This is a genomic window from Streptococcus devriesei DSM 19639, from assembly GCF_000423725.1.
Classification (GTDB): domain Bacteria; phylum Bacillota; class Bacilli; order Lactobacillales; family Streptococcaceae; genus Streptococcus; species Streptococcus devriesei.
This window is the reverse complement of record NZ_AUIN01000001.1, coordinates 43379-63907: the sequence shown is the minus strand read 5'-3', so window position 1 is coordinate 63907 and position 20529 is coordinate 43379. Positions and strand designations below refer to the sequence as shown.

Here is a 20529-nt window from a genome sequence, read left to right as displayed (position 1 = left end):
AGCTATCGTTTCCAATAGTTATCCCCCGCTAAAAGACAGGTTACCTACGCGTTACTCACCCGTTCGCGACTCAGTTAATTCGATGGAGCAAGCTCCGGTGAATCAACTGCGTTCCACTTGCATGTATTAGGCACGCCGCCAGCGTTCGTCCTGAGCCAGGATCAAACTCTCAGTTATCCTTAAGTTTGAGCGCTTAACTCACTTTGTGTCATCGCTGACTTATTGTTTCTTGACAGGTTACTTCCGTAACCCGCACTTGGTTCGTCTTGTTCAGTTTTCAAAGGGCTTCACCTCTTGCGAGGCAACTACTATATTCTATCAGCTCTTTCCCCCTTTGTCAACTCCTTTTTTCAACTTTTTTTGGCCGGCATTGTTGTAAATACCCTTCTTCCCCGTAACCGCGCGCCGTCAAGCCCGATAGACTGCAGGCTAAAAGGCTGGAGGCAAACACCTTGAGGGCTCTCAGAAAAGCCGGAGACTGCTCCCGTCCTATGCTTAGGTGTCTGATATGTCTGTAATCTTGATGATAGGCGGATAAAAACTCACTGTTTGCTAACAAATCTTCTAATTTATCCAAATTTGCTAAAAGGCCGACATGAAAGGCAATGGGGGCAAATGTTTGATTTAGGGGCTGAGTGCAGACACTGCGAAATTCGACTGTCCCGCGCTTAGTTAAATTTTGATACTGATAGCTGCGATGATACTCCAAATCAGCTTCTTGAGGGAACAGTATCGCCTTTTCTCCCTTAAGATTCCAAGCTGAGATATCTTTTTTCAGCAGATAATCTCTGACGCGAATCGGCTCAAAATAATAGAGTTCTCCCTCTCTTTCTGCGTTAAACACAGCCGAACCGGCAAGATAATTAAAAAAATCATCCTCTGTTTTAAAGCTTCTGCTATTGACACCGACATTTTCTTTGAAAATACCGTGCATCGAATTTTCCCAGAAAATATCTCGTGAAATTTTAAACGGCCAATTTTCTCCCCAAAATTCTGAGTTGGCAAACAAATAGGCCTTAGCTGCTTCAATCTTGTTAAAGGCATTGATGACGCGCAGATAGTTCTCTTTGCTGACGTCCAGCTGGACTTGATTTCCGCAGATAAAAGAGCCATACTGGGGAAATTTATGCAAAAAGGCATCTTTCTTATTTTTTGATAAGGCTAAGAAATCTAGCAGCATTTGGTAGCGCGGTAGCTTAACTGCACTATTGTCATTTAAATTCCAATAAGGATGTACCCCAAAACCTTGTATGGCGTGGTGGTATTGGCCCAAAAAATTTTGAACGGTCTCTAAATAGCCATTAAATCTTTTTTCAGCATCCTGAATTCTTTTAACTTTCCCAAGAGCAAACTCTATTGTATTGTAAGATACTTCAAAGAGAATTCTGTCTTCTGAGCTCTTATTAACAAGCTGAATTGGCTGCCCATCTGTATCGTACTTTTCCGCCTCAAAAGGCAGAACTTGAGGAAGATAAGACAGCAAAGACTTTGTAACGTGCAGATCAGTTGCTTCCTGTTTCAAATTAACGATTGGAAATTCCAGCTCAATCCCTATGTAGGCTTCAGGAGCTTCTTTAATATTATCGAGGTAACGCTTTTTTAGTAAATCTATGGCTTTAGTCATATTTTCGCTCCCAAGTATTTGAGATTAATTATAACAAAATTTTTAAGGAATTCAAAAAAGCGCTTATTTAGGAAGTGCTTCTAACCTTAAAAACATTTCCTAAATAAACGCTGTCGTTTCAATATGATGAGTGTTCCACTAGGAGAGGCTCCTAGTGGCAGACCAGAGCTAGACTAAGAATTTTTAAAATTCCATCATCGTAACACTCAACAAAATTGATAAAAATTATACTAATTCAATAATTGCCATTGGGGCAGCATCACCACGGCGTGGTTCTGTTTTAAGAATACGAGTGTATCCGCCATTGCGTTCTGCATAACGTGGTGCAATTTCTGAAAAAAGTTTTTGAAGAGCTGTCGTTGACGTATACTTGTCATTAGCTTCATCATAGTTTTCAGATGCAATTTCGTTACGAACGAATGCAGCTGCCTGACGACGGGCATGAAGATCGCCGCGTTTGCCAAGAGTAATCATTTTTTCAACTGTTTTGCGGATTTCTTTTGCACGAGCTTCTGTTGTTACAATAGATTCGTTGATAAGAAGATCAGTCGTTAAATCACGAAGCATTGCTTTACGTTGTGAGCTAGTACGTCCTAGTTTACGGTAAGCCATTATTTCCTCCTATATTATTATTTATCGTTTTTTAATCCCAAACCAAGATCGGCAAGTTTTACTTTAACTTCCTCAAGACTCTTGCGTCCAAGATTTCTAACCTTCATCATTTCAGGTTCAGTCTTTTCTGTTAAATCATAGACTGTGTTAATACCGGCACGCTTCAGACAGTTGTATGAACGTACCGATAAATCAAGTTCCTCAATCGTACGATCAAGTACTTTCTCATCAGAAACTTGTTCTGTTTCTTTCATGACATCCGTTGCTTTTGCAACTTCAGTTAAATCAGTGAAGAGATTTAAGTGTTCAATCAAAACACGGGCAGATAAACCTAAAGCATCTTCAGGAATAATAGTTCCGTTAGTCATGATTTCGATTGTCAATTTATCAAAATTATCATTGCTGCCGACACGGGCAGGTTCAACCTGATAATTGACTTTCTTAACCGGTGTATAGATAGAGTCTATTGCAAGTGTCCCAACCGGTGCATCATCTTTTTTATTTTCTTCTGCCGGAATATAACCGCGATTAGTATCCACAGTCAGAGTAGCTTTCAGGCTGGCACCTTCAGCAATGGTAAAGAGATAGTGGTCAGGATTAACAATTTCAATATCACTGTCTGTTAAAATATCTCCGGCAGTAATTTCTGCTGGACCTTCAACATCCAGTTCAATGATTTTTTCCTCTTCAACATAAGATTTTACAGCAAGTCCTTTAAGGTTAAGGATAATTTGCATGACATCTTCGCGCACACCTGGAACGGTATCAAATTCGTGTAGTACCCCATCAATCTTAATTGACGTAACAGCTGCACCTGGAAGTGAAGACAAGAGTACACGACGAAGAGAATTACCTAGAGTTGTACCATAGCCACGCTCAAGCGGTTCAATGACAAATCTGCCGTAATCTTTATTTTCATCAATTTTTGTTATTATTGGTTTTTCAAACTCAATCATCTATTTTACTCCTCTAAAACATTCCTGTGTACTATGAGATTATGATTATACACGACGGCGTTTTGGAGGACGAGCACCATTATGCGGTACAGGAGTCACATCACGAATTGCTGTTACTTCCAGACCAGCAGCTGCAAGCGCACGAATAGCAGATTCACGACCTGAACCCGGCCCTTTTACAGTAACTTCAACAGTCTTAAGACCGTGTTCTTGAGCAGATTTAGCAGCAGCTTCTGCAGCCATTTGGGCAGCAAACGGAGTAGATTTACGCGAACCTTTGAAACCGAGCGCACCAGCTGACGACCACGCAAGAGCGTTACCATGCACATCTGTAATCATAACAATAGTGTTATTGAATGTAGCGTGAATATGGGCAATACCAGATTCAATATTTTTCTTCACACGACGTTTACGTGTTGGTTTAGCCAATTTTTTTACCTCCTATTTTATTTTTTCTTACCAGCAATCGCTACAGCTTTACCTTTGCGAGTGCGAGCATTGTTTTTAGTGTTTTGTCCACGGACAGGAAGTCCACGACGGTGACGGATTCCACGATATGAACCGATTTCCATCAAACGTTTGATGTTGAGGTTAACTTCACGGCGAAGATCTCCTTCAACTTTGATTGCATCAACTTCGCGGCGGATAGCATCTTCTTGATCAGATGTTAAATCTTTCACACGAATATCTTCTGAAACACCTGCTGCAGCAAGAATTTTTTTAGAAGTTGGCAAACCGATACCATACACATAAGTAAGTGATACGACTACACGTTTATCGTTTGGAATATCAACTCCAGCAATACGAGCCATTTTTTCTCCTTTCTATTATTATCCTTGACGTTGTTTGTGTTTTGGATTTGTTGGACAAATTACCATAACACGGCCGTTGCGGCGAATAACTTTACAGTATTCACAAATTGGTTTAACCGATGGTCTTACCTTCATTTTTATCCCTCCATTTATTTCGATCATTTAAAGCGGTATGTGATGCGTCCGCGTGTCAAGTCATAAGGACTCATTTCAACAGTGACCTTATCACCTACTAAAATACGGATATAATTCTTCCGAATTTTTCCGGATACGGTCGCTAAAATTTGGTGTCCATTTTCCAACTCGACTGTAAACATCGCATTTGGCATGGTTTCAACAACCTTGCCTTCAATTTCAATCACATCTTCTTTTGCCACGCAAAAGCCCCCCCTAAATTTCGATTTGATGTCCTCTGAGCACAGAGGTAACAATTATAAGCCAGACTAGCTTATTCTATCACTCTTTGCAAGAAAAATCAAGCCACTAATCTGATTTTATTTTAAATTTGACAAAACCTTGTCAATAGCTTCAAAGACCAGATCGATATCTTGATCTCCTTCAATATCATGAACCAAGCCTTTAGCACGATAATACTCAATGATTGGCTGACCTTGAGCAATATTAACATCTAAACGGCGTTTGACAGCTTCCGGCTTATCGTCCTCGCGTTGGTAATAATCCTCTTCGCTGTAATCAGCAGGGGGATTAAAAACTTTGTGGAAGGTTTCGCCGGTTTTACGATTGATAATGCGGCCGCTCAAGCGTTCAACCAACTTGTCAGATGCAATTTCAATATTGACTACCGCATCTAACTGCAATTCAAGCTCTTTCAAGATAGCCGTCAGTACTTCTGCCTGATCCAATGTACGTGGGTAGCCGTCAAGAAGAAAGCCTTTTTCTTTGATATCTTCTTGTGCCAGACGTTCCTTGACAATGCCATTAGTCACTTCATCAGGAACCAAGTCTCCCTTGTCCATATATGACTTGGCTGAGAGTCCCAATTCTGTTTGATTGGCAATGGCAGCGCGGAACATATCTCCTGTTGAGATATGAACAAGGCCAAATTTTTCAACGATTTTGGCTGCCTGAGTTCCTTTCCCGGCGCCCGGCAAACCCATAATTAAAAGATTCATGATAGTCTCCTTATTTTGTTTTCAAATAAATTTACCAGCTTGGCAAACTTATTAAAAAGCAAAATAGAAGGGAGCAGAATATGAACTCAGAGAAAATCAGTGAATTCATTATTCTGCCCCCGCAGCCCTTGCTTTGTTAAGCTAATAACGTCTGCGTCTTTAACGCTTTGTTATAAAGTGCTGCTTTGTTATCTATTCTGCAGTATTCATAAAGCCAATATACTGTCTCTTCAAAAGATAGCCTTCCAATTGTTTCATTCCTTCAATACCTGTCGAAATAACAATCAAAAGACTGGTTCCTCCCAAAGCCACGCTCGATGACAAATCAAATTGCTGCTGAGCAACAATCGGACTGAGAGCAACAAAGGCTAAGAACACAGAACCGATTGTAGCAAGCTTTTTAAGGAGCGAAGACAAGTACTCTTCTGTTTCACGGCCAGGTCTGACACTTGGAATATAAGAAGCGTTCTTCTGCAGATTCTCCGCTGTCTTTTCCGGATTCACCTGTACGAAAGTATAGAAGAATGAAAACAGAACAATGAGAACCGCATAGACAGCCATCCCTGTTGGATTAGTATAGGACAGCCATTCCTGCAAGGTCGCCATCCACGGAATATCACGGCCGTGTTGGAAAAACGGCAGGATAGTACTTGGGATAGTCGTGATTGAACTTGCAAAGATGACTGGAATAACACCAGCCGGATTTATCTTTAATGGAAGATAAGAATTCGTCGGCGCACCCTGTGCCAGCTTGGTATATTGGATTGGAATTTTATATTCTGCCTGTTGAACAAAGGTTGTAAAGAAGATAATGATCAGACTGGCCAAAATCAGCAGACCTACAAAAATCAAAGAATTTGTCAGCTCATCAGAACGGATATTGACAAAATAATCTTCATAGACTGATTTAATGGTTTCAGGTATGGAGGAAATAATCCCGGCAAAGATAATCATTGAAACACCGTTGCCAAACCCCTTATCAGAAATTTGATCCCCAAGCCAAGTCACAATCACACTTCCTGCCGTTAAAATAGCACCAATTAAAAGGAAGGTTTGCAGATTTGGAGTTGATACGATACCGACACTGGAAAGTGCGTTGAAGCCGTAAGCAATACCAATAGATTGGAAGAAAGCAAGAACCAGCGAAATGTAACGCGTTGCCTGATTAAGCTTGCGGCGTCCTACCTCACCTTGCTTCCCCCATTCAACAAACTTAGGCAATATATCCATTTGTAAGAGCTGAACCACGATCGATGCAGTAATATAAGGGCTGACCCCCATTGAGAAAACGGAGAAGTTACTCATGGCATTACCACTGACCAGGTTTAGCATGTTTAAAAATGGCAGATCACTTATTTGTTCAAGACTTTTAGCATTGATGCCTGGTACAGTGATGTGTGTACCAACACGAAATACAAAGATGATAAAAATAGTAAAGAAAATCTTTTTTCTAACACTTCTCACCTTTAGGGCGTCTTTTAAAAGTCTAAAAAACATTAGATCACCTCGATTGAACCACCTTTAGCAGTGATTGCTGCTTCAGCAGATTTTGAGAATTTAGCTGCTTTAACAGTTAATTTTTTAGTTAATTCGCCATTGCCAAGGATTTTAACCCCTGATTTTTCATTGCGAACGATTCCTGCTTCTTTGAGAACAGCAGGAGTAACTTCTGCACCGTCTTCAAAGACATTTAATTTGTCAAGGTTAACAAGTGCGTATTCTTTAGCATTGATATTTGTAAATCCGCGTTTTGGAAGACGGCGGAAAAGCGGTGTTTGACCACCTTCAAATCCAGGACGGATGCTGCCGCCGCTGCGGGATTTTTGACCTTTTTGACCGCGGCCTGCAGTCTTACCGTTACCTGATGATGAACCACGTCCAACACGGTTGCGGACTTTGCGAGAACCTTGAGCAGGTTTTAATTCATGAAGTTTCATTTAAATTTTTTCTCCTTATGTGTAAAATGCTAACGCCTTTACAGGGGAAAAGGTGTTCCCTGTAAAGACTCGCCTATACGAATTTATATTGCATTCAAGCCGCAGGGATAAATCGCTGCGACTTGATAAATTTTAGCAACTGACTGTGCAGCTCCTCCAGCCAAAGCTGGGGTTACCTGTACAGTCTGCCTTGCAGGGACAAGCTTAAAATCATTTTGAGAAAATCAGCTTTTCTCATTATTTCAGCTGACCCGCTTATTTAACTTCTTCTACAGTCACTAAGTGTGAAACTTTATTGACCATACCGCGAATAGCTGGGGTGTCTTCTTTAACAACTGAGCTGTTCAATTTACCAAGTCCAAGGGCAACAACTGTTTTACGTTGTGCAGGGATGCGGCCGATTGGAGACTTAGTCAAAGTAATTTTAATTTGTGCCATGACTTCTCCTTTCTTATGCTAAATCAGAAACTGAAACACCGCGAAGGGCAGCAACGTCTTCTGCACGTTTAAGCTGTTTCAAACCTTCAACTGTTGCGCGAACAATGTTGATTGGAGTGTTTGAACCAAGTGATTTAGATGTAATATCTGCCACACCAGCCAATTCCACAACGGCACGGACAGCACCGCCGGCAGCAACTCCAGCACCTTCTACAGCTGGTTTCAGCAAGACACGAGCGCCGCCAAATTCTGAACGCACTTCGTGAGGAATTGTTGTCCCAACCATTGGTACTTCGATCATGTTTTTCTTAGCAGTATCTACTGCTTTGCGAATAGCTTCTGGTACTTCCTGAGCTTTACCTGTACCAAAACCGACACGGCCGTTACGATCTCCGACAACTACAAGAGCAGCAAAGCGAAGACGACGTCCGCCTTTAACAACTTTTGTAACACGGTTGATTGCAACAACGCGTTCTTCAAGTTCTACTGCATTATCTTTAAATGCCATTATTAAGTGTCCTCCCTATTAGAATTTCAATCCGTTTTCACGAGCTGCATCAGCCAAAGCTTTAACACGTCCGTGATAGAGATATCCACCGCGGTCAAACACCACTTCAGAAATACCTTTAGCTACTGCGCGTTCAGCAACGAGTTTACCAACAACAACGGCTTGTTCTGTTTTAGTTCCTTTTGAAACTTCTTTGTCAAGAGTTGAAGCACTTGCGAGCGTTACACCCGCTACGTCATCAATTACTTGAGCGTAGATGCCTGTATTAGAACGGAAAATGTTCAAACGTGGGCGATCAGCAGTTCCAGAGAGTTTACCGCGAACGCGACGATGGCGTTTTTGACGGATTTTATTTTTATCTGGTTTCGAAATCACAATTTTTACCTCTTAAATTTTATAATTATCAAACTGACAAAGATGTTCTATAGCAGCTGCAATATCTTACAAATGCTATCAAACCAATCTTATTTACCTGTCTTACCTTCTTTGCGGCGTACATATTCACCAGCGTAACGGATACCTTTACCTTTATATGGTTCAGGAGCACGGAGTCCGCGAATGTAAGCAGCTGTCTGACCGACAACTTCTTTATTGATTCCGTTTACGATGATAGATGTAGCGGACGGAACTTCAAAAGTGATTCCTTCCGGAGCTTCCACTTCATCTTGGTGAGATTTACCAACGGAAAGCACAAGTTTTTTCCCTTGAAGCTGAGCACGGTAACCGACACCCTGCATTTCAAGTTCTTTTTTGAAACCTTCAGAAACGCCGACAACCATGTTATTCAAGTTAGCACGAGCTGTACCGTGGATTGTTTTCATTTCTTTAGAATCGTTTGGACGGTGAAGTGATACTTCAGTACCTTCAACCTTGATTTCAATACTTTTTGGAAACTCACGAGTAAGTTCCCCTTTAGGTCCTTTTACAGTAACCACATTGTCTTTATTGCTGAGTTCTACACCAGCAGGCAATGTAATCACCTTATTACCAATACGTGACATGTTTTCTTTTCTCCTGTTAGATTATCAAGCCGCTCTAAGCGACTAGTTTTCACGGGGTAAACAAGATACTTAGCCGTTAAGCAACTCAAAGAAAAATAGGAAGCTCAACTGAAAGATGCTCGCATCTAGGGAGAGTTTATCTTTTTTCAAAGAGTTGCAGGCGTGCTCGATTACAATATCTTGTTTCTATCTTTAAATTTGATACGAACAATTCAACAAGCTTGCTGAATTGAACACGGACTAAAATCCTAGTGAAAAAGATAGATTTCCTTGAAGTCCTCAGACTTCTGCGTCAATCTCCTATTTTCATACGGATTTTTTAACGTCCTTAGTATCTTAAATTACCAAACGTAAGCAATCACTTCGCCGCCAATGTTCTTTTGACGTGCTTCTCTGTCTGTCAGCAGACCTTCTGAAGTCGAAATGATAGCAATTCCAAGTCCGTTAAGAACTTTAGGAACATTCTGGCTTTTCGCATAAATACGAAGACCTGGTTTAGAGATACGTTTTAAGCCGGTAATAACTTTTTCACCATTTTGTCCGTATTTAAGAAAGACACGAATGATGCCTTGTTTGTCATCTTCGATGACTTCAACATTTTTTACAAAGCCTTCACGCTTAAGAATTTCTGCAATTCCTTTTTTGATGTTTGATGCAGGAGCTTCAACAACGCTGTGATTTGCTTGGTTAGCATTGCGGATGCGTGTCAGAAAGTCTGCAATTGGGTCAGTCATAACCATTTAAATTATTCTCCTCTTACTAGTAGTTTGATGCTTTCACTTGCTAGTTAATGAACCCTCACGGGTTAGTTACATGCTTTTCGGCTGAAAAGCTGATTTGAACTAAGGATAAAGCCTTAGTATCATTTCATTTGAACTCGCCCTATGAACTGTGCAAAATAGATAAATCGACTTGTTTGCAAGCAAACATCCTCGATTTCCTAATTTTACTTTGTTCATTACGGGCTTGGTATCATGTTATTTGAACTCGGGCTACGGCCTGTGTGAAAAAGAGAAATACACCTAGAACGCAAGCGTTCGTCGTTAGATTTCCTATTTTCACTTAGTCCGTCACGCCCTTAGTATCATTTAATTACCAAGACGCTTTAGTAACGCCTGGGATTTGACCTTTGTAAGCTAATTCACGGAAGCAGACACGGCAAAGTTTAAATTTGCGGTAGACTGAATGCGGACGGCCGCATTTTTCACAACGAGTATAAGCTTGCGTAGAGAATTTTGCTGGGCGTTTGCTCTTAGCAATCATAGATTTTTTAGCCAAATTTAAACCTCCTTATTATTTTGCAAAAGGCATTCCAAGGCCTGTAAGCAATTCACGTGATTCTTCATCGGTATTAGCAGTTGTTACAATAACAATATCAAGACCGCGTACTCTGTCAACATTATCAAAGTTGATTTCTGGGAAAATCAATTGTTCTTTAATACCAAGTGTGTAGTTACCGCGTCCGTCAAATGATTTTGTCGGAACTCCGTGGAAGTCACGCACACGCGGAAGTGATACTGTAACCAATTTATCCAAGAATTCATACATACGTTCGCCACGAAGAGTAACTTTCGCACCGATAGCAACCCCTTCACGAAGACGGAAGCCGGCGATTGATTTCTTAGCTTTAGTGATAAGTGGTTTTTGACCTGAGATAAGCGCCAATTCATCAGCAGCTTTTTCAAGGTTTTTAGCATTTGATACAGCGTCACCAACACCCATGTTAAGGACGATTTTTTCAACCTTAGGCACAGCCATTACAGATGAGTAGTTGAATTTTTCTGTCAATGCAGGAACTACTTCATTAAGATATTTTTCTTTTAAGCGATTTGCCATTATACTTCTCCTTTCCTTCGTGATTAATCAAGCACTTCGCCTGATTTTTTGTTGTAACGAACTTTTTTGCCGTCAACAAACTTGTAACCGACACGTCCAGCAACACCGTTTTTGTCAAGAACTTGAACGTTTGATGCATGGATAGGTGCTTCTTTTTCCACGATAGCACCTTGAGGGTTTTCGTTGTTTGGTTTTTGATGTTTCTTGATGATAGCCACACCTTCGACAACAACTTTATTTACTTTTGGAAGAGCTTTGAGAACTACAGCTTCAACGCCTTTGTCCTTGCCAGCAATAACGCGAACTTTATCGCCTTTTTTTACAAACATTTGAGTTATTCTCCTCTGTATATTTCTTACGCCCTGAGGGCACCCTAGGAAGTCCTAGGGGACTAAGTTTGTTTTTTTAATTAAAGTACTTCTGGTGCCAATGACACGATCTTCATGAAGTTGCCTTCACGCAATTCACGAGCTACCGGACCAAAGATACGAGTTCCGCGAGGTGTTTTATCATCACGGATAAGAACAGCTGCATTCTCATCGAACTTGATGTATGAACCATCAGCACGACGAGCACCTGATTTAGTACGAACGATAACGGCTTTGACAACGTCACCTTTTTTAACCGCACCACCAGGAGTAGCTTGTTTTACTGAAGCAACGATAACATCACCGATGTTTGCGAATTTACGACCTGATCCACCGAGGACTTTGATGGTCAAAATTTCGCGAGCACCACTGTTGTCAGCGACTTTTAAACGACTTTCTGATTGAATCATTTAAGTTTTTTCTCCTTTCAGGCTTGATTAAATAATAACAGCTTCTTCAACCACTTCAACAAGACGGAAACGCTTTGTTGCTGAAAGCGGGCGAGTTTCCATGATGCGAACGATATCGCCGGTTTTAGCAACATTGTTTTCATCATGCGCTTTATATTTCTTAGAGTAGTTAATACGTTTACCATAGACTGGGTGGTTACGTTTTGTTTCAACTACAACTGTGATTGTTTTGTCCATTTTATCTGACACAACACGACCAACTAATGTTCTACGTTGTTTACGTTCCATTTAAAAGACTCCTTTCCCAATCTATTATTTGTTTTCAGACTGCACAGTTTTCACACGTGCAATTTGTTTTTTAACTTCGTTCAAACGGGCAGTTTGATCAAGTTGACCTGCTGCAGCTTGGAAACGAAGGTCGAAAAGTTCTTTCTTAAGTTCGTTTTCTTTCTTAGCAAGTTCTTCTTGAGAAAGACCACGAAGCTCTTTAACAAAATCTTTAATTTCTTGAAGTTTCATGTTTTCTCCTTATTCTGCTTCACGTTTCACGAATTTAGTTTTAACCGGCAGCTTGTGGCTGGCAAGACGAAGCGCTTCACGAGCAACTTCTTCCGGCACGCCGGCAATTTCAAACATGACTTTGCCGCGTTTAACCGGCGCTACCCAACCCTCTGGAGCACCTTTCCCTGAACCCATACGCACACCAATAGCTTTGGCTGTATATGATTTATGAGGGAAGATTTTGATCCAAACTTTACCGCCACGTTTCATGTAACGCGTCATTGCGATACGGGCAGCTTCAATCTGACGGTTGGTAATCCAGTGGCTGGTTGTAGCCTGAAGGCCGTATTCTCCGAATGCTACTTCTTTTCCGCCTTTAGCTTCACCGCGCATTTTCCCGCGGAACTCACGACGGTGTTTAACACGTTTAGGTACTAACATTTGTTATTTGCCTCCTTTAGTGTTTTTACGAGCTGGAAGAATTTCACCACGGTAAATCCAAACTTTAACACCGAGCTTACCATAAGTTGTGTCAGCTTCTTCCCAAGCGTAATCAATATCCGCACGCAGTGTGTGAAGCGGAACAGTTCCTTCTGAGTATCCTTCGCTGCGGGCAATGTCTGCACCGTTCAAGCGGCCTGATACCTGAGTTTTAATTCCTTTAGCACCTGCACGCATTGTACGTTGGATAGCTTGTTTTTGTGCACGGCGGAAAGCAACACGCTGCTCAAGTTGACGAGCAATGTTTTCACCAACAAGGTGAGCATCAAGATCAGGTGATTTGATTTCAACGATGTTGATGTGAACTTGTTTTCCAGTCAATTTGTTAAGTTGCGCACGAAGAGCGTCAACATTTGCTCCGCCTTTACCGATAACCATACCTGGTTTTGCAGTATGAAGGGAAACATTTACTTTATTTACTGCGCGTTCGATTTCAATAGTTGAAACCGCAGCGTCAGCCAATTCTTTTTGAATGAATTTACGGATTGCAAGATCTTCATGAAGGTAATCCGCGTATTCTTTTTCAGCATACCATTTCGCATCCCAGTCACGGATGATCCCGACACGCATACCAATTGGATGTACTTTTTGACCCACGATTTTACCTCCTTATTTTTCTGCAACAACTACTGTAACGTGAGTTGTGCGTTTGTTGATTGGTGAAGCTGAACCTTTGGCACGCGGACGGAAACGTTTCATTGTTGGTCCTTCGTTAGCAAATGTTTCAGATACTACCAAGTTAGCTTTTTCCAAACCAAAGTTGTTTTCTGCATTGGCAACTGCTGAATTAAGCGTCTTTTCAACAATGCGGGCTGCTTTGTTTGGAGTGAATTTCAAGATTGCGATTGCGTCAGCAACGTTCTTACCACGGATAAGATCAAGAACAAGACGTGTTTTACGAGGTGAAACACGCACTGTACGAGCCATTGCTTTAGCTGAAGTAATTTCTGCCATTGTGTCCTCCTCCTATTAACGACGTGTTTTCTTATCGTCAGCTGCGTGACCTTTGTAAGTACGTGTTGGTGCAAATTCACCAAGCTTGTGACCTACCATGTCCTCTTGAATGTAAACAGGAACATGTTTACGGCCGTCATAAACTGCGATTGTGTATCCGATGAAACTTGGGAAAATCGTTGAACGACGTGACCAAGTTTTGATGACTTTTTTCTTTTCGTCATTAGCTTGAGCTTCGATTTTTTTCATCAAGTGCTCATCGACGAAAGGTCCTTTTTTAAGACTGCGTCCCATTATGTAATTTTCTCCTTTAAATAGATGTACCACAGCGGCTTGGGAAGAGGAAAAAAGTCCAAATTGAGCTTTTTCCTGACAGACCCTACCGAGCTGGCGGAATGTGTCATAACCGACCGGCGCAGTGGCTGACGTCAAACAGCGGCGTTTTAACTTGCTGTTTTCCTCGTCAACTGTGCGGGGGTCTCGCTACAAAGTTTTAACAAACTTCTGCTTGGCCGCCTATTTTTCGTTGCGGCGACGAACGATAAGCTTGTCAGATTTAGCTTTTTTATTGCGAGTTTTAAGACCAAGCGCAGGTTTACCCCATGGAGTAGATGGCGCTTTGCGTCCAACCGGTGCTTTACCTTCACCACCACCGTGCGGGTGATCGTTAGGGTTCATTACAGAACCGCGGACAGTCGGACGGATACCTCTCCAGCGACTGCGTCCAGCTTTACCATAGTTAACCAATCCGTGCTGTTCGTTACCAACTGTACCGACAGTAGCACGGCAAGTTCCAAGAACCATGCGAACTTCGCCTGATTGAAGACGAACAAGCACATATTTTCCTTCTTGACCCAGCACTTGAGCAGAAGCTCCGGCTGCACGAACAAGTTCTGCACCTTTACCCGGTTTCAGCTCAATGTTATGGATAACGGTACCGACTGGAATGTTAGCAAGCGGAAGTGTGTTTCCGACTTTAATATCTGCTTCCGGACCTGAAACGATACGCTGACCGACTTCAAGACCTTTCGGTGCAATGATATAAGCCTTAACACCGTCAACATAGTGCACGAGTGCAATGTTGGCTGAGCGGTTTGGATCGTATTCAATTGTTTTAACAACTGCTTCAACACCGTCTTTATTACGTTTGAAATCAATCAAACGGTAGTGGCGCTTGTGACCGCCGCCTTGATGGCGAACAGTGATACGGCCGTTATTGTTACGGCCGGCCTTGTTTTTCAGCGGAGCAAGCAATGATTTCTCAGGAGTGCTTGTAGTGATTTCAGCAAAATCCAAAGAAGTCATATTACGACGGCCATTTGTCGTTGGTTTATAAACTTTAATACCCACCTTATTTCCTCCTTAGATTACTCTGCTTCAGCAGCTGCAAACAACTCGATTGCTTCTGAATCAGCTGTAAGAGTGATGATAGCTTTTTTAGTTTTGTTTGTGAAGCCTGTATAACGGCCAACACGTTTTTGTTTTGGTTTTACATTTACTGTACGGACACTGGCAACTTTTACTCCGTCAAATGCTGCTTCAACAGCTTGTTTGATCAAGAGCTTGTGTGCGCGAGTATCAACTTCAAATGTGTATTTACCTTCTTCAAGGGCAACCATTGATTTTTCAGTAACAACTGGTTTTTTAATGACGTCGTACAAATTCATTATGCAAGAACCTCCTCGATATTAGAGATTGCTTCTTTAGTAACAAGAAGTTTGTCGCTGTTTACGATATCAAGGACACTTGCAGTTGCTGCTGTAGCAACCTTTACATTTGGAAGGTTACGAGCTGATAATTCAGCAAATTTATTTCCTTCTTCAAGAATAACAAGTACTTTTGAATCAATGCTGAGTGCAGCAAGTGCCTGTGCAAATTCTTTAGTTTTCGGAGCTTCAAAAGAAAGAGCATCTACAGCTACAAATTTTTCATCAGCAACTTTTGCTGAATAAACGGATTTTAACGCGAGGCGACGAACTTTTTGCGGAAGTTTGTAGCCATATGAACGTGGAGTCGGTCCGAAGACAACACCGCCGCCGCGCCATTGTGGTGAGCGTATAGAACCTTGACGTGCACGTCCAGTTCCTTTTTGACGCCATGGTTTACGGCCGCCGCCTGATACTGCCGAACGATTTTTAACCGCATGAGTACCTTGGCGAAGGTTAGCACGTTGGCTGATCACAGCATCAAATACTACTGATTCATTTGGTTCAATTCCAAAGACAGCATCATTAAGTGTCACTTGACCAGCTTCTTTACCAGTTTGGTCAAATAGTTTTACGTTTGCCATGTTAACTGATTTCCCCTTTCCTTATTATTTAGCAGCTTTAACTGCTGATTTGATGGTGATAAGAGATTTCTTAGCACCTGGCACATTACCCTTAATAAGGATAACGTTTTTTTCCGGAACAACTTGAACTACTTCAAGATTTTGAATAGTTACGCGGTTGCCGCCCATGCGTCCAGCCAAATGTTTGTTTTTGAAAACACGGTTGGGCGCAACTGGTCCCATAGAACCAGGACGACGGTGGTAACGAGAACCGTGAGCCATAGGACCGCGTGATTGACCGTGGCGTTTGATAGCACCTTGGAAACCTTTACCTTTAGTTGTACCAGTAACATCAACAACATCACCGGCTTCGAACTGTTCAACAGTTAATTCTGAACCAACTTCTAAGCCTTCAATGTTTTTGAATTCACGAATGAAGCGCTTAGGAGCCGTGTCAGCTTTTGCTACGTGACCTTTGGCGGGTTTGTTACTCAATACTTCGCGCTTATCATCAAAACCAACTTGAACTGCTTCATAACCATCTGTTTCAACAGTTTTCACTTGAAGCACAACATTTGGAGCTGCTTCGATGACAGTAACAGGGATAAATTCACCAGCTTCAGTGAAGATTTGAGTCATTCCCACTTTTTTCCCTAAGATTCCTTTTGTCATGAGAAAATATTTCCTTTACTTATTTTGATTTAAAAAGTTTTTAATGAGCGTTTTTCATGCTCAAAAAAGTTTTTAACGAGCGTTTTTTGTGCTCAAACCGAATTAAAGTTTGATTTCTACGTTTACACCGCTTGGAAGATCAAGCTTCATAAGCGCATCAACAGTTTTTTGCGTTGGGTTCACAATATCAATGAGACGCTTGTGAGTACGCATTTCAAATTGTTCGCGGGAATCTTTATATTTGTGAGTCGCACGAATAATTGTGTAAAGACTGCGTTCGGTAGGAAGCGGTACTGGACCGGCTACACTTGCACCTGTACGAGTCGCTGTTTCTACGATTTTTTCTGCCGCTGTATCAAGTGTACGGTGTTCGTATGCTTTCAAACGGATACGGATTTTTTTGTTTGCCATCTTTTCTCCTCTCGTCTATTTAAAATAATAGGCTAGCTCCACAAGAAAACCGACAGGCCGCTGCGTGGCAATGCAGCCGAGCGTGTCGCAACCTCTTGCATCAAAGCTAAAAGCTGTTTTTACAGCACCCGATTAGTATAACAAATAAACCCCAGCATTGCAAGGGGTTTGAGGACTTTTTTTTATTTTCTGCCATGAAAGGGTTTTAAAAAGGAAACAGCCGTTGAACTGCTCCCTTTATTGATTAGGCGTTTTTTCATACACTCTTTTGTACATATAATATAAGAAGAGCCAGCGAAAAACATTATCAGCCAAGGTTGCAAGCCAGACACCGGACAATCCCATTTCCAGACTGATTGCCAAAATATAGCCTAGGACAACACGGATAAGCCACATTCCAATTGTTGTAGCATAAAACGGAAGCTTTGCTTTTCCCAAACCCTGCCAGACCGCTGTAAAGATTAAAGTTCCTGACGTCGCAGGACTGCCGGCAAAAGAATAAAACAGCACTATCAAACTAGCCCGAAGAGCCTCTTCATTATCTGTAAAAAGAAACGTCAGATGCCTTCCCAGAAAAAAGACAAGGGCTCCAATTGACAGCATTAATATAGTAGAAAGAATATAAGATTCCTTGATGACCTGCCGAATGTCCTTTTTCCTGCCTTCGCCCAGATAGTGCGCTACCAAGATAACCGTTGCTGTTGCAACACCCATACCGGGCATGTAATTAAATTGTGTCAGGGTCTCTCCAATGGCATTTCCTGCCACTGCTGTCGTTCCGAGTCTGACGATGATAGCTATGATAACAACGTCTCCTGCCCTCATCATCAGCCGCTCTCCTGCTGCAGGCAGAGCGAGAGCCGTCAGATCTTTATCCAGTTTAAATTTCGTCGCGGCCAGAATCTCCTTAACTGGCAGCTGGCTCGCCAGAACTGCCGCGCCAAGAAAACGCGAGAAGACTGTCGCGCCGGCAACACCCGCAATACCCCAGTGGCATAAAAAGACAGCTGCCGCTGACAAAAGAGCATTTAGGACATTGGTCAAAAGGCTGGCATACATCGGCAGACTTGCCTTGCCTTGAGCCCTCAAAATAGCGCCCAAGGTTGTCTGTAAGCCTAGGCTGACTATCAGACCGCCAACCAGCGCTAAGTAAAGACTTCCTGCCTGTGTCACATCAGGAGCTGTCCCTAAGAAGCGCAGCATCTGCCCTCCAAAGACCAAGGATACAGCGCCCAAAATCAAGCTGACAGCTATTGTGATAAAAATGGACTCAGCTTGATAAAATCTTGTTTTCGCAGTATTTCTCTCACCCAGACTCTTGGCAATCAGGCTGGATACCGCAGCTCCGAGAGCAATAAAAACAGCTTGATAAACAGTTATGATATTATTAGCAACAGAAACACCCGAAACAGCCACCAAGCCCAGCTGCGCAACCAGATAATTGTCCACAACTCCCATCAGCATCTGTAAAAGATTTTCTGCCATAGCCGGCAGAGCAAGCCCAATAATTTTCTTTCTTTGTTTCCTATTCATATACACGAAAATCCGTAACAACACTCGCTAAACCGACAAAATCAGACATCAGTTTAACGGAACCACTTTCCCCACTGTTCAAAAAATCACCGCGTCAATCCGCGTCAATCATTTAAAGCCGGATAAAATTAAGAGTTTGAGACTTTCGCCCCAAACTCCCTATCAGATCTCTAAATAAGACTCAACCGCCTTTTGCATATCAGAAGCTGCAACTACCTTTCGATGACGAACCAAAGCACTGTCAAGACCGGCAACCGCTGCCGGCACGGCAACACCCGACAGTTCATTTAAGTCGCGGACAGCTGCAAAATCATCCCCTGAATCCTTACCGGTTACCGCCTGAACGGTAACCCGCGGAAATTTATAAGGGCTGGCTGTTGACGCAATGACTGTCGGTCTCAGGTCGCCTGAAGCTGTCTTATAGGCATGGTAAACAGCAGAAGCAACAGCTGTATGCGGATCTTCAACGTACTTATTCTCTTCATAGACACGCTTGATTTCTGCAGCTGTTTCTGCTTCGCTGGCAAACCCTGCTGCAAACAAATCTAAAATATCTTGATCTGCATTTTCCAAGGTGTATTCGCCTTTTTCTGCCAGAGCTTCCATGAGCTCCTTGGTCTTAGCAGAATCATTGCCCAGCAGATGGAAAATGAGCCGTTCTAAGTTTGATGAGACTAAAATATCCATGGACGGACTGGTGGTAACATAGAAGTCACGCTTTTTGTCATAAGTTCCTGTTTTAAAGAAATCTGTCAACACATTGTTTTCATTGGAAGCACAGATTAATTTTCCAATTGGCACACCAATTTGATAGGCATAATAAGCAGCTAAGATATTGCCAAAATTTCCGGTCGGAACGGTAAAGTTAACCTTGTCTCCATTTTGAATATCTCCGGATTTAACCAGCTGTGCATAGGCATAAACATAGTAAACAACCTGAGGAATCAAGCGGCCGACATTCATTGAATTGGCAGAAGAGAACTGAGCTCCTTTTTCCAGCAGCTTATCCCGCAGTTCAGCATCATTGAACATCTTTTTAACATTGGTCTGAGCATCATCAAAGTTTCCTTCAATTGCAATGACATGAGTATTGCTGCCCTTTTGTGTTGTCATTTGCAGTTCTTGGATTTTGCTGACGCCTCCATGAGGATAAAAAACAATAATTTCCGTTCCCGGAACATCAGCAAAGCCTGCCATGGCAGCTTTACCTGTATCACCCGACGTTGCTGTTAAAATAACAATTTTATTATCCACACCCTGCTTTTTAGCTGCTGCTGTCATCAAATAAGGAAGAATAGACAAAGCCATGTCCTTAAAAGCAATTGTTGAGCCGTGAAAGAGCTCAAGATTATACTGGCCGTTAAGTTTCACAAGCGGTGCAATCGCTGGCGTGTCAAACTTATCATCATAAGCATGTGCAATGCAGTAATCCAGCTCTTCTTCAGTGAAATCATCTAAAAAAGCAGACAAAACTAATTTAGCAACTTCCTGATAAGAAGCTGTTTTAAGCTGTTCAAAATCCAGTTCAACCTGCGGATAAGAAACAGGTGTGAACAAACCGCCGTCTGCAGCTAATCCCTGCAAAATGGCCTGGCTGGCAGTCACAGTATTATTGGCATCACGAGTTGATTGATAAACTAGGGTCATGATTCATCCTCTTCTTTTATAGATAGCTTTTTTAGCATTATACCATAATTATATCAAAAGAGCGTAGCTTTATTCAGCTAGGTGAAAAATCTAAAACCGCCTTTAAATCATTAGTCAACTACTTATTTTCTCTGCAGCCGCTGGATTAGAAAGCACTCAAAAAGCCGGGAAATTCCCAGCTTTTTGAGTAAAAAATTTAGTTGCCCCAGCGAGAATCTACCCCGGCAATGGAAATCCATACCACCGCCAAAGCATTGTAAAGCAAAGCAGACATTTGCACTGTACCCTCCTGTTTCTACCATTTGATGTCACCTATATTATAACGCAAGAATTTGTTTTTGCAAGCCCATTTTAAAAGTTTTTTAAAGATTTTGTAAATGTTATTATAGATGACATCGAACGTTAG

The 20529-nt window shown here is 41.9% G+C and carries 32 protein-coding genes and 1 rRNA gene; all 33 read right to left on the bottom strand.

What is annotated here, in order from left to right:
- Nucleotides 1-177 (bottom strand): 16S ribosomal RNA (locus G573_RS0100380); the annotation flags it as partial.
- Nucleotides 178-337: 160 nt separating this feature from the next.
- On the bottom strand, nucleotides 338-1624 hold the full coding sequence (locus tag G573_RS0100375; RefSeq protein ID WP_027974866.1) for a glutamate-cysteine ligase family protein: 1287 nt from the start codon (nucleotides 1622-1624) through the stop codon (nucleotides 338-340).
- Between the two features lie 225 nt (nucleotides 1625-1849).
- Nucleotides 1850-2236 (bottom strand): 50S ribosomal protein L17, encoded by a 387-nt coding sequence (gene rplQ / locus G573_RS0100370; RefSeq protein ID WP_027974865.1) that lies wholly within the window; start codon nucleotides 2234-2236, stop codon nucleotides 1850-1852.
- Between the two features lie 17 nt (nucleotides 2237-2253).
- The gene (locus G573_RS0100365) at nucleotides 2254-3192 is read right to left on the bottom strand and encodes a DNA-directed RNA polymerase subunit alpha (RefSeq protein WP_027974864.1); all 939 of its coding nucleotides are present in this window, start codon (nucleotides 3190-3192) and stop codon (nucleotides 2254-2256) included.
- A gap of 45 nt (nucleotides 3193-3237) precedes the next feature.
- Nucleotides 3238-3621, bottom strand: a complete 384-nt coding sequence (gene rpsK / locus G573_RS0100360) for a 30S ribosomal protein S11 (RefSeq protein WP_003080097.1) — start codon at nucleotides 3619-3621, stop codon at nucleotides 3238-3240.
- 17 nt (nucleotides 3622-3638) lie between these two features.
- Nucleotides 3639-4004 (bottom strand): 30S ribosomal protein S13, encoded by a 366-nt coding sequence (gene rpsM / locus G573_RS0100355; RefSeq protein ID WP_002262317.1) that lies wholly within the window; start codon nucleotides 4002-4004, stop codon nucleotides 3639-3641.
- 18 nt (nucleotides 4005-4022) lie between these two features.
- Nucleotides 4023-4139 carry a 50S ribosomal protein L36 gene (gene rpmJ, locus G573_RS11160; RefSeq protein ID WP_000868345.1) on the bottom strand — a complete coding sequence of 39 codons (117 nt, stop codon included), beginning with the start codon at nucleotides 4137-4139 and terminating at the stop codon, nucleotides 4023-4025.
- A gap of 23 nt (nucleotides 4140-4162) precedes the next feature.
- Nucleotides 4163-4381, bottom strand: a complete 219-nt coding sequence (gene infA, locus G573_RS0100350; protein ID WP_002262318.1) for a translation initiation factor IF-1 — start codon at nucleotides 4379-4381, stop codon at nucleotides 4163-4165.
- Between the two features lie 117 nt (nucleotides 4382-4498).
- Nucleotides 4499-5137: an adenylate kinase gene (locus tag G573_RS0100345; protein WP_027974863.1), complete on the bottom strand. Its 639-nt coding sequence runs from the start codon at nucleotides 5135-5137 to the stop codon at nucleotides 4499-4501.
- A gap of 192 nt (nucleotides 5138-5329) precedes the next feature.
- On the bottom strand, nucleotides 5330-6634 hold the full coding sequence (gene secY / locus G573_RS0100340; RefSeq protein ID WP_027974862.1) for a preprotein translocase subunit SecY: 1305 nt from the start codon (nucleotides 6632-6634) through the stop codon (nucleotides 5330-5332).
- A complete protein-coding gene (rplO, locus tag G573_RS0100335; RefSeq protein ID WP_027974861.1) occupies nucleotides 6634-7074 on the bottom strand; it encodes a 50S ribosomal protein L15 in 441 nt (146 codons plus the stop codon). Before rplO ends, secY begins: the two co-directional genes overlap by 1 nt.
- 255 nt (nucleotides 7075-7329) lie before the next feature.
- A complete protein-coding gene (gene rpmD, locus G573_RS0100330) occupies nucleotides 7330-7512 on the bottom strand; it encodes a 50S ribosomal protein L30 (RefSeq protein WP_027974860.1) in 183 nt (60 codons plus the stop codon).
- A 13-nt stretch (nucleotides 7513-7525) separates the two neighbouring features.
- The gene (rpsE, locus tag G573_RS0100325) at nucleotides 7526-8020 is read right to left on the bottom strand and encodes a 30S ribosomal protein S5 (RefSeq protein WP_027974859.1); all 495 of its coding nucleotides are present in this window, start codon (nucleotides 8018-8020) and stop codon (nucleotides 7526-7528) included.
- An 18-nt stretch (nucleotides 8021-8038) separates the two neighbouring features.
- The gene (gene rplR / locus G573_RS0100320; protein ID WP_002262324.1) at nucleotides 8039-8395 is read right to left on the bottom strand and encodes a 50S ribosomal protein L18; all 357 of its coding nucleotides are present in this window, start codon (nucleotides 8393-8395) and stop codon (nucleotides 8039-8041) included.
- An 89-nt stretch (nucleotides 8396-8484) separates the two neighbouring features.
- Entirely contained in the window at nucleotides 8485-9021 is a 537-nt protein-coding gene (gene rplF / locus G573_RS0100315) for a 50S ribosomal protein L6 (protein WP_027974858.1), read from the bottom strand.
- A gap of 341 nt (nucleotides 9022-9362) precedes the next feature.
- Nucleotides 9363-9761, bottom strand: coding sequence for a 30S ribosomal protein S8 (gene rpsH, locus G573_RS0100310; protein ID WP_027974857.1), 399 nt, complete (start codon nucleotides 9759-9761; stop codon nucleotides 9363-9365).
- A gap of 352 nt (nucleotides 9762-10113) precedes the next feature.
- Nucleotides 10114-10299 (bottom strand): type Z 30S ribosomal protein S14, encoded by a 186-nt coding sequence (locus tag G573_RS0100305; RefSeq protein WP_003086896.1) that lies wholly within the window; start codon nucleotides 10297-10299, stop codon nucleotides 10114-10116.
- Between the two features lie 15 nt (nucleotides 10300-10314).
- A complete protein-coding gene (gene rplE, locus G573_RS0100300) occupies nucleotides 10315-10857 on the bottom strand; it encodes a 50S ribosomal protein L5 (protein WP_027974856.1) in 543 nt (180 codons plus the stop codon).
- Between the two features lie 23 nt (nucleotides 10858-10880).
- Nucleotides 10881-11186 carry a 50S ribosomal protein L24 gene (rplX, locus tag G573_RS0100295; RefSeq protein WP_003086898.1) on the bottom strand — a complete coding sequence of 102 codons (306 nt, stop codon included), beginning with the start codon at nucleotides 11184-11186 and terminating at the stop codon, nucleotides 10881-10883.
- A gap of 80 nt (nucleotides 11187-11266) precedes the next feature.
- Nucleotides 11267-11635: a 50S ribosomal protein L14 gene (gene rplN / locus G573_RS0100290; RefSeq protein WP_003086899.1), complete on the bottom strand. Its 369-nt coding sequence runs from the start codon at nucleotides 11633-11635 to the stop codon at nucleotides 11267-11269.
- A gap of 27 nt (nucleotides 11636-11662) precedes the next feature.
- Nucleotides 11663-11923: a 30S ribosomal protein S17 gene (rpsQ, locus tag G573_RS0100285; protein ID WP_027974855.1), complete on the bottom strand. Its 261-nt coding sequence runs from the start codon at nucleotides 11921-11923 to the stop codon at nucleotides 11663-11665.
- A 24-nt stretch (nucleotides 11924-11947) separates the two neighbouring features.
- Complete coding sequence (gene rpmC, locus G573_RS0100280) at nucleotides 11948-12154, bottom strand: 50S ribosomal protein L29 (RefSeq protein WP_003086901.1); 207 nt, start codon at nucleotides 12152-12154, stop codon at nucleotides 11948-11950.
- A 9-nt stretch (nucleotides 12155-12163) separates the two neighbouring features.
- Nucleotides 12164-12577, bottom strand: a complete 414-nt coding sequence (gene rplP, locus G573_RS0100275) for a 50S ribosomal protein L16 (RefSeq protein WP_003029477.1) — start codon at nucleotides 12575-12577, stop codon at nucleotides 12164-12166.
- A 3-nt stretch (nucleotides 12578-12580) separates the two neighbouring features.
- Nucleotides 12581-13234 (bottom strand): 30S ribosomal protein S3, encoded by a 654-nt coding sequence (rpsC, locus tag G573_RS0100270; protein ID WP_002262334.1) that lies wholly within the window; start codon nucleotides 13232-13234, stop codon nucleotides 12581-12583.
- Between the two features lie 12 nt (nucleotides 13235-13246).
- Nucleotides 13247-13591: a 50S ribosomal protein L22 gene (gene rplV, locus G573_RS0100265; RefSeq protein WP_027974854.1), complete on the bottom strand. Its 345-nt coding sequence runs from the start codon at nucleotides 13589-13591 to the stop codon at nucleotides 13247-13249.
- Nucleotides 13592-13606: 15 nt separating this feature from the next.
- Nucleotides 13607-13885 (bottom strand): 30S ribosomal protein S19, encoded by a 279-nt coding sequence (gene rpsS / locus G573_RS0100260; RefSeq protein WP_003086904.1) that lies wholly within the window; start codon nucleotides 13883-13885, stop codon nucleotides 13607-13609.
- A 222-nt stretch (nucleotides 13886-14107) separates the two neighbouring features.
- Entirely contained in the window at nucleotides 14108-14941 is an 834-nt protein-coding gene (gene rplB, locus G573_RS0100255) for a 50S ribosomal protein L2 (protein ID WP_027974853.1), read from the bottom strand.
- A gap of 17 nt (nucleotides 14942-14958) precedes the next feature.
- A complete protein-coding gene (locus G573_RS0100250) occupies nucleotides 14959-15258 on the bottom strand; it encodes a 50S ribosomal protein L23 (RefSeq protein ID WP_027974852.1) in 300 nt (99 codons plus the stop codon).
- Nucleotides 15258-15881: a 50S ribosomal protein L4 gene (gene rplD / locus G573_RS0100245; protein ID WP_027974851.1), complete on the bottom strand. Its 624-nt coding sequence runs from the start codon at nucleotides 15879-15881 to the stop codon at nucleotides 15258-15260. Before rplD ends, G573_RS0100250 begins: the two co-directional genes overlap by 1 nt.
- 24 nt (nucleotides 15882-15905) lie before the next feature.
- Nucleotides 15906-16532, bottom strand: a complete 627-nt coding sequence (gene rplC / locus G573_RS0100240) for a 50S ribosomal protein L3 (RefSeq protein WP_027974850.1) — start codon at nucleotides 16530-16532, stop codon at nucleotides 15906-15908.
- A gap of 102 nt (nucleotides 16533-16634) precedes the next feature.
- Complete coding sequence (gene rpsJ / locus G573_RS0100235) at nucleotides 16635-16943, bottom strand: 30S ribosomal protein S10 (RefSeq protein WP_003067229.1); 309 nt, start codon at nucleotides 16941-16943, stop codon at nucleotides 16635-16637.
- A 237-nt stretch (nucleotides 16944-17180) separates the two neighbouring features.
- Nucleotides 17181-18476, bottom strand: coding sequence for an MATE family efflux transporter (locus G573_RS0100230; RefSeq protein WP_037586619.1), 1296 nt, complete (start codon nucleotides 18474-18476; stop codon nucleotides 17181-17183).
- A gap of 162 nt (nucleotides 18477-18638) precedes the next feature.
- Nucleotides 18639-20123: a threonine synthase gene (gene thrC, locus G573_RS0100225; RefSeq protein ID WP_027974848.1), complete on the bottom strand. Its 1485-nt coding sequence runs from the start codon at nucleotides 20121-20123 to the stop codon at nucleotides 18639-18641.
- Nucleotides 20124-20529 lie beyond the last annotated feature (406 nt).

Bases quoted from the DNA above. Each gene is read 5' to 3' on its own strand.
- rpsJ (WP_003067229.1), bottom strand. From the start codon at position 16,943: ATGGCAAACAAAAAAATCCGTATCCGTTTGAAAGCATACGAACACCGT.
- thrC (WP_027974848.1), bottom strand. From the start codon at position 20,123: ATGACCCTAGTTTATCAATCAACTCGTGATGCCAATAATACTGTGACT.
- rpmD (WP_027974860.1), bottom strand. From the start codon at position 7,512: ATGGCACAAATTAAAATTACTTTGACTAAGTCTCCAATCGGCCGCATC.
- rplC (WP_027974850.1), bottom strand. From the start codon at position 16,532: ATGACAAAAGGAATCTTAGGGAAAAAAGTGGGAATGACTCAAATCTTC.
- rpmJ (WP_000868345.1), bottom strand. From the start codon at position 4,139: ATGAAGGTAAGACCATCGGTTAAACCAATTTGTGAATACTGTAAAGTT.
- rplF (WP_027974858.1), bottom strand. From the start codon at position 9,021: ATGTCACGTATTGGTAATAAGGTGATTACATTGCCTGCTGGTGTAGAA.
- rplO (WP_027974861.1), bottom strand. From the start codon at position 7,074: ATGAAACTTCATGAATTAAAACCTGCTCAAGGTTCTCGCAAAGTCCGC.
- rplD (WP_027974851.1), bottom strand. From the start codon at position 15,881: ATGGCAAACGTAAAACTATTTGACCAAACTGGTAAAGAAGCTGGTCAA.
- G573_RS0100375 (WP_027974866.1), bottom strand. From the start codon at position 1,624: ATGACTAAAGCCATAGATTTACTAAAAAAGCGTTACCTCGATAATATT.
- G573_RS0100365 (WP_027974864.1), bottom strand. From the start codon at position 3,192: ATGATTGAGTTTGAAAAACCAATAATAACAAAAATTGATGAAAATAAA.
- rpsQ (WP_027974855.1), bottom strand. From the start codon at position 11,923: ATGGAACGTAAACAACGTAGAACATTAGTTGGTCGTGTTGTGTCAGAT.
- rpmC (WP_003086901.1), bottom strand. From the start codon at position 12,154: ATGAAACTTCAAGAAATTAAAGATTTTGTTAAAGAGCTTCGTGGTCTT.
- rplV (WP_027974854.1), bottom strand. From the start codon at position 13,591: ATGGCAGAAATTACTTCAGCTAAAGCAATGGCTCGTACAGTGCGTGTT.
- G573_RS0100250 (WP_027974852.1), bottom strand. From the start codon at position 15,258: ATGAATTTGTACGACGTCATTAAAAAACCAGTTGTTACTGAAAAATCA.
- rplX (WP_003086898.1), bottom strand. From the start codon at position 11,186: ATGTTTGTAAAAAAAGGCGATAAAGTTCGCGTTATTGCTGGCAAGGAC.
- G573_RS0100345 (WP_027974863.1), bottom strand. From the start codon at position 5,137: ATGAATCTTTTAATTATGGGTTTGCCGGGCGCCGGGAAAGGAACTCAG.
- rpsM (WP_002262317.1), bottom strand. From the start codon at position 4,004: ATGGCTCGTATTGCTGGAGTTGATATTCCAAACGATAAACGTGTAGTC.
- rpsE (WP_027974859.1), bottom strand. From the start codon at position 8,020: ATGGCATTTAAAGATAATGCAGTAGAACTTGAAGAACGCGTTGTTGCA.
- secY (WP_027974862.1), bottom strand. From the start codon at position 6,634: ATGTTTTTTAGACTTTTAAAAGACGCCCTAAAGGTGAGAAGTGTTAGA.
- G573_RS0100230 (WP_037586619.1), bottom strand. From the start codon at position 18,476: ATGAATAGGAAACAAAGAAAGAAAATTATTGGGCTTGCTCTGCCGGCT.
- rpsS (WP_003086904.1), bottom strand. From the start codon at position 13,885: ATGGGACGCAGTCTTAAAAAAGGACCTTTCGTCGATGAGCACTTGATG.
- rpsH (WP_027974857.1), bottom strand. From the start codon at position 9,761: ATGGTTATGACTGACCCAATTGCAGACTTTCTGACACGCATCCGCAAT.
- rplE (WP_027974856.1), bottom strand. From the start codon at position 10,857: ATGGCAAATCGCTTAAAAGAAAAATATCTTAATGAAGTAGTTCCTGCA.
- rplQ (WP_027974865.1), bottom strand. From the start codon at position 2,236: ATGGCTTACCGTAAACTAGGACGTACTAGCTCACAACGTAAAGCAATG.
- rplP (WP_003029477.1), bottom strand. From the start codon at position 12,577: ATGTTAGTACCTAAACGTGTTAAACACCGTCGTGAGTTCCGCGGGAAA.
- rplN (WP_003086899.1), bottom strand. From the start codon at position 11,635: ATGATTCAATCAGAAAGTCGTTTAAAAGTCGCTGACAACAGTGGTGCT.